The organism is Methanosaeta sp. UBA458 (genome assembly GCF_002496085.1).
Taxonomy (GTDB): Archaea; Halobacteriota; Methanosarcinia; order Methanotrichales; family Methanotrichaceae; genus Methanothrix; species Methanothrix soehngenii.
In genome coordinates this window covers 1-5,052 of the sequence record NZ_DAIK01000035.1, presented here as the reverse complement: position 1 = coordinate 5,052, position 5,052 = coordinate 1, and the positions used below count along the sequence as shown (strand labels likewise).

At 55.6% G+C, this 5,052-nt stretch carries 6 protein-coding genes and 1 pseudogene; 3 read left to right on the top strand and 4 right to left on the bottom strand.

The window, feature by feature from the left end; translation table 11 throughout:
* The 3 genes and pseudogenes from BP822_RS02080 to BP822_RS02075 form a co-directional block, all read left to right on the top strand.
* A pseudogene (locus BP822_RS02080) lies at window positions 1-279 on the top strand (hypothetical protein); the annotation flags it as partial.
* Window positions 280-467: 188 nt separating this feature from the next.
* A complete protein-coding gene (locus tag BP822_RS12855) occupies window positions 468-599 on the top strand; it encodes a 4Fe-4S binding protein (RefSeq protein WP_349681841.1) in 132 nt (43 codons plus the stop codon).
* A gap of 112 nt (window positions 600-711) precedes the next feature.
* The gene (locus BP822_RS02075) at window positions 712-912 is read left to right on the top strand and encodes a hypothetical protein (protein WP_286877616.1); all 201 of its coding nucleotides are present in this window, start codon (window positions 712-714) and stop codon (window positions 910-912) included.
* Between the two features lie 166 nt (window positions 913-1,078).
* Here the strand turns inward: BP822_RS02075 and mobB are convergent, their stop codons facing one another.
* The 4 genes from mobB to pcm all read right to left on the bottom strand — a co-directional run.
* Window positions 1,079-1,513, bottom strand: coding sequence for a molybdopterin-guanine dinucleotide biosynthesis protein B (gene mobB, locus BP822_RS02070; protein WP_286877615.1), 435 nt, complete (start codon window positions 1,511-1,513; stop codon window positions 1,079-1,081).
* Between the two features lie 6 nt (window positions 1,514-1,519).
* Entirely contained in the window at window positions 1,520-2,713 is a 1,194-nt protein-coding gene (locus BP822_RS02065; protein ID WP_286877614.1) for a M20 family metallopeptidase, read from the bottom strand.
* A gap of 174 nt (window positions 2,714-2,887) precedes the next feature.
* A complete protein-coding gene (gene gpmI, locus BP822_RS02060; RefSeq protein WP_286877613.1) occupies window positions 2,888-4,408 on the bottom strand; it encodes a 2,3-bisphosphoglycerate-independent phosphoglycerate mutase in 1,521 nt (506 codons plus the stop codon).
* Window positions 4,409-4,438: 30 nt separating this feature from the next.
* A partial coding sequence (pcm, locus tag BP822_RS02055; protein WP_286877612.1) for a protein-L-isoaspartate O-methyltransferase occupies window positions 4,439-5,052 on the bottom strand: 614 nt, incomplete at its 5' end.

Below are 5,052 nucleotides of genomic sequence, written 5' to 3'. Positions count from 1 at the left end.
GACTACAGCTTCTGGTCAATGCATCTGGATGGTCTAATTGCCCACGACCGAGATGAGAGCCAGATAGGGAAGTATCTATTCGAGGACCCGCTTTATGCGCCATATCCCGGCCTGCTGGCCTTGGGAGAGAAGATAATCGCTGACAGGTCCGGTCACGGAAGCTATAGCTTCCAGGTCACTGAAGAAGATAAGAAGGCAGTGACCAAGGACACATACTGGACTACAGCTGGGCTGCATGGCAGGGAATGGAGGCTGGTCATCACCAAGATACTGCAGTAATTTCTTATGTAAGGAATTGCTCATCGTGGGCGTGCCGGTGTACATGGGAAGGGTGCCGGCACTCCTGACCGACTGGCTGCATGCAATCAGGGCCTGCCATACCCTGCGGTCTGCGTAATCGTTTATGGCAACCAGACGTTCGAGAAGATGCACTCTCCCGAAATTAAGGATATCCTGGCGAAGGACGGATGCGTCAAGGTCGTCGGAAGGGCCTGGATCGGAGAGCATTCATTCTCGAGGTGAGTGATGCCTGTATCCAGTGCGGGATCTGTGCAGAGGCATGCCCTGTAGGTACCATCGCCCGGACCACAGCGAGGTGATCGATACAAAGAAACTTTCATGCCCAATTGGGCACCCATGAGGCATGAAAATAGGTCGTGGATTGAGGGCATGCCTGAAACATTAATCGCATGCTGGAACGGTTGCACCGATATGCGTGAAGCCCATTTTCATATCAAATGCATCACTTGTTGCGCCTGTATCAAGCTCTGCCCGGAGAATGCGAGGACGATGAAACCTGGCCTGGCCAGAGACGCGCGTCTAAGAGGCTGCATCCCCGGCACTGGAAGCGAAAGGAGCCGGAATGCTTTCTATGATGAGCACCGCATGCTAATAATGGCGGCTCTTCGCTGAATTATGCAGGTGAGTTCAGGCAGAGAATGTAGCCTCTGTGACTCTGTGGTTGGGCCAGTGCATCGCGGTTCACCACTGAGGCACAAAAGATACAGAGAATTTGCGATTCAAGTTCACCCATAACAAACAGCGAGGAGCCACAATTTTTTTCGCTGAGGTCAATTCTCTAGCCCGCTGTTTTGTAGTCCTCCATCCCCCTGACCATCTCCGCGAGCTCCGCCACCAGGTCCTCGTCCACCTCAGGGAGCCTCACCCTTCGCACCATGTTCGGCACCTCAATGTCCGCCATGACGATCTTGAATAGAGAGCTGTGCTTGAACCCCTCCACCACCGCATAGTCCATCCCCTCTCTCTCCAGCTCCGCCAGGGCAGACTCCAGGTCTCCCCGATCCCGTCTTACCAAAAGGCGTGCCTCGCCCAGACCTATGACCACATCAGCCCCAGCATCGAAGTGCCTTTTGGTGTCCCCCCGGTCCACGGGATGATCGACCATGTTCTTGACTGTCCCCACCTTTCCGTGCTTTGCCAGGGATCTTACCAGCGCCTCCACCAGGGTGGTCTTTCCCGTCTTCTTGGTCCCGACAACCGCTATGACCTTCATATCAGACTACTGCAATAGCTCAATTAAGAATTTGGTATACCCTTCCAGATCAGCTATGCGCACGTTCTCATTTGGAGCATGGATATTGCTCTCCAGCTGGCGGCCCACGCCGTAGACGCAGGTGGGAATCCCCGTCTTCTCTGTGGCATAGGCCTGGTCTAAGCTTCCCTGGGCTGCTGAGAGCTGGGGCATAAATCCCATCCTCCTCTCCACTGCTTCCCTCACCTCATTCACCCAGGCATGCTCCGGGTCAACGCTCATGGGCGGATATCCGGGATAGAACTTCAGCTCGAAGTCGATACCTTCTGACCTCAATGGCTCCAGTGCCCTCTCGATCTCCTCCATCGCATCTTCCATCTTCTCCTCCGGTATCACCCTGCGGTCTCCCCGGAGAACGCACCTATCGGGCACTATGTTCTCTTTAACCCCTCCATTGACCATGGTGATATTGAGGATCGGCATGAGGTTCTCTATTCCCACCGATTTCACCGGCGAGCTGGCGGGAAGGCGGGACCGTCTGGCCTGTACCACTTTCTTCAGGTCCATGAGCCTCTCCATGACCAAAATCGACCTTTCTACCGCATTGACCCCCAGGAAGCTCGATCCGCTGTGGGCCGAGCGACCTTTAACCATTACATCCCAGGTTATGATGCCATTGCTCCCGATCCCCACGTCATCAGAAAAGCCATCCATGCAGAGCATCAGATCCCCTTTCACCTGGCCCAGATCGGTCAGATAACACAGGCCGGAGTAGCCTCCCACCTCTTCATCGGTGGTCAAGAGAATGCTCAGATTGTACTTGGGCTTTTCCTTGGACAAGAGCGCCTTCAGAGCAGCGACGAGGGCCGCGACCGATCCCTTGCAGTCTGAGACCCCCCGGCCATAGACCCGGCCGTTCTTCTGCACCGCACAGAAGGGATCGGTGTCCCATTCGCCCTCTGCCGGCACCACATCCAGGTGGGCATATATCACCAGGGTCTTTTCCGCCCCTACAGACAAATCGGCCCGGAGGTTGTACCGGTCCCCCACCAGCCGGCTATCACTGCATTTGGCTGCGAATACCTCCTGGGGCATCATCATCTTCGTCGTCACAAACCCCATATCTCTGAATATGGGCTCCAGCCACTCCACTATCTCTTGATAGCAGTCTCCTGGAGGGGCGACCGTCCTGAAACTTATAATATTCTTCAGCAGATCCATAAGATAATCTCGATCTGGAAGAATGGACTCTTCTGGCTTTGAATCTTCTCGCATCTCTAATTCCTTCTCTAAACAGCTAATTACCCATTCTGCAACCTATAAAATGCTTCTGAGGTCATTGCAGGGGCAAATGAATGCCCAGGATCATCCAGATCATAAGGATGATCCAAAGACTCATTCCGATATTATGAGAGTCCTTCCGGACATGGCCTCGGGCTGGGGAATATGCATTAGCTCCAGTGCTGTCGGTGCCACATCAGCCAAAATTCCGTCCTCTCGCAAGCGGTAGCTTTTCCGGTCAGAGGTGATCAAAGAGATCGGCACCGGATTGGTGGTATGGGCAGTATGGGGCTGGCCGGTATCTGAATCTTGCATCTTCTCTGCATTGCCATGGTCTGCGGTCAGAAGGACCGCTCCGCCCAGACTCAGTATCCGGTTAACGATCTCACCCACGCAGCCGTCCACCACTTCCACCGCCTTCACCGCTGCCTCATAGATGCCCGTGTGGCCGACCATATCCGGATTGGCGAAATTGAGTACGACCAAATCATACCGGCCGGAATCGAGACGGGCAAGGAGCTCGTCCCGGACCTCATAAGCGCTCATCTGGGGCTGCAGGTCATAGGTTGCCACCTTTGGCGAGGGTATCAGCACCCGATCCTCCCCCGGATTGACCTCTTCCTTTCCCCCATTGAAAAAGTAGGTGACATGGGCATACTTCTCAGTCTCAGCTATCCTCAGCTGCTTTAATCCTGCCCGGCTGACCACCTCTCCCAGAGTGTCAGTCAGGTTCTCAGCCGGAAAGGCCACTGGTGCGTTCAGGGTGGCATCATACTGGGTCATGCAGGTGTAATGGACCCGGATCGGTTTGGTGGCGAACTCCTGAAAATCCTTATCCACAAAAGCGCGGGTTATCTCTCGGGCCCTGTCCGGCCGGAAGTTGAAGAAGATGATGCTATCCCCATCATCCACCATGCCCCTCTCATCCACCACGGTGGGCATGATGAACTCGTCGTTCTCCCCCCGATCGTATCCCTTTCTGACCGCCTCTTCTGCGCTGTCCGCCCGCAGACCCTCGCCATAAACCAGGCAGCGGTAGGCCTTCTCTACTCTCTCACAGCGGCGGTCCCTGTCCATGGTGTAGTAGCGGCCGCTCACAGTGGCCGTGCTGCCGGTGCCCGTCTGAGAGAATTTCTCCTCCAGATCCCGGAAATAGCCAAGAGCGCTGCGTGGAGGCACATCCCGGCCATCTAAAATGGCATGCACGAATACCCGGGAGAGATCCATGGATCTTGCCATTTCCAGGAGGGCGTAAAGGTGAGTGATGTGGCTATGCACCCCACCGTCGGAGAGAAGGCCGATCAGGTGAAGCTTACTGCCCCCCTTCCGGGCCAGATTCATGGCCTCATGCAGAACGGGATTACTGGCAAATGTGCCCTTCTCCACCGCCAGGCTGATCCTGGTCAGGTCCTGATAGACGATCCTTCCCCCTCCCAGGTTGAGGTGTCCCACCTCGGAGTTTCCCATCTGGCCTCGGGGCAGACCCACCGCCAGGCCGGATGCCTTGAGGGTGGTGGTGGGATATTCCTTCCACAATCGCTCCAGGTTGGGTTTGCTGGCATGAGCAATGGCATTTCCCTCCTGGGTGGGGCTTATGCCGAAACCGTCCATGATTATTATCGCTATTGGCCTCATCTTGTCAGATTGATCATTCAGCCGAATATATCAAATCTGCCGTTCTCCAAACCCCTCTTTGCCGATGAGGGGGACGAAGATCACCCCCATCTTTTCCTCCACCGCAAAGCCGTTTTTCCTGGTGACCAGGATCAGCTCCTGTGATGTTTCTCCAACCGGAAGTATCATCTTGCCTCCCACCCGGAGCTGCTCTTTTAGGGGTTCGGGAACTCTGGGAGCTGATGCAGCAACGCTGATCCTGTCGAAGGGAGCATGCTCTGGAAGGCCCAGGCTGCCGTCGCCCTCAACCACGGTGACACCTTCAATTCCCGCCGCCTGCAGATTTTTTCTGGCGGCAAGAGCGAGATCAGGCATCCTCTCCACAGAGAAGACCTGGCCCTCGGGACCTGCAAGAGCTGCCAGCACGGCCGCATGGTAGCCGCTTCCGCCGCCCACCTCCAGGATCTTCATTCCCGGCCTGACATCAAGAAGATCGCACATTATAGCCACCATATGGGGGGCAGAGATGGTCTGGCCAAATCCTATGGGCAGGGGGAGGTCCTCATAAGCCCTATCTCGAAGCTGCGCGGGAACGAATCGATCTCTGGGAACGCGGGCCATGGCTTCCAGGACTGATTCATTTATCCTGCCTCGCATGCCGTCAA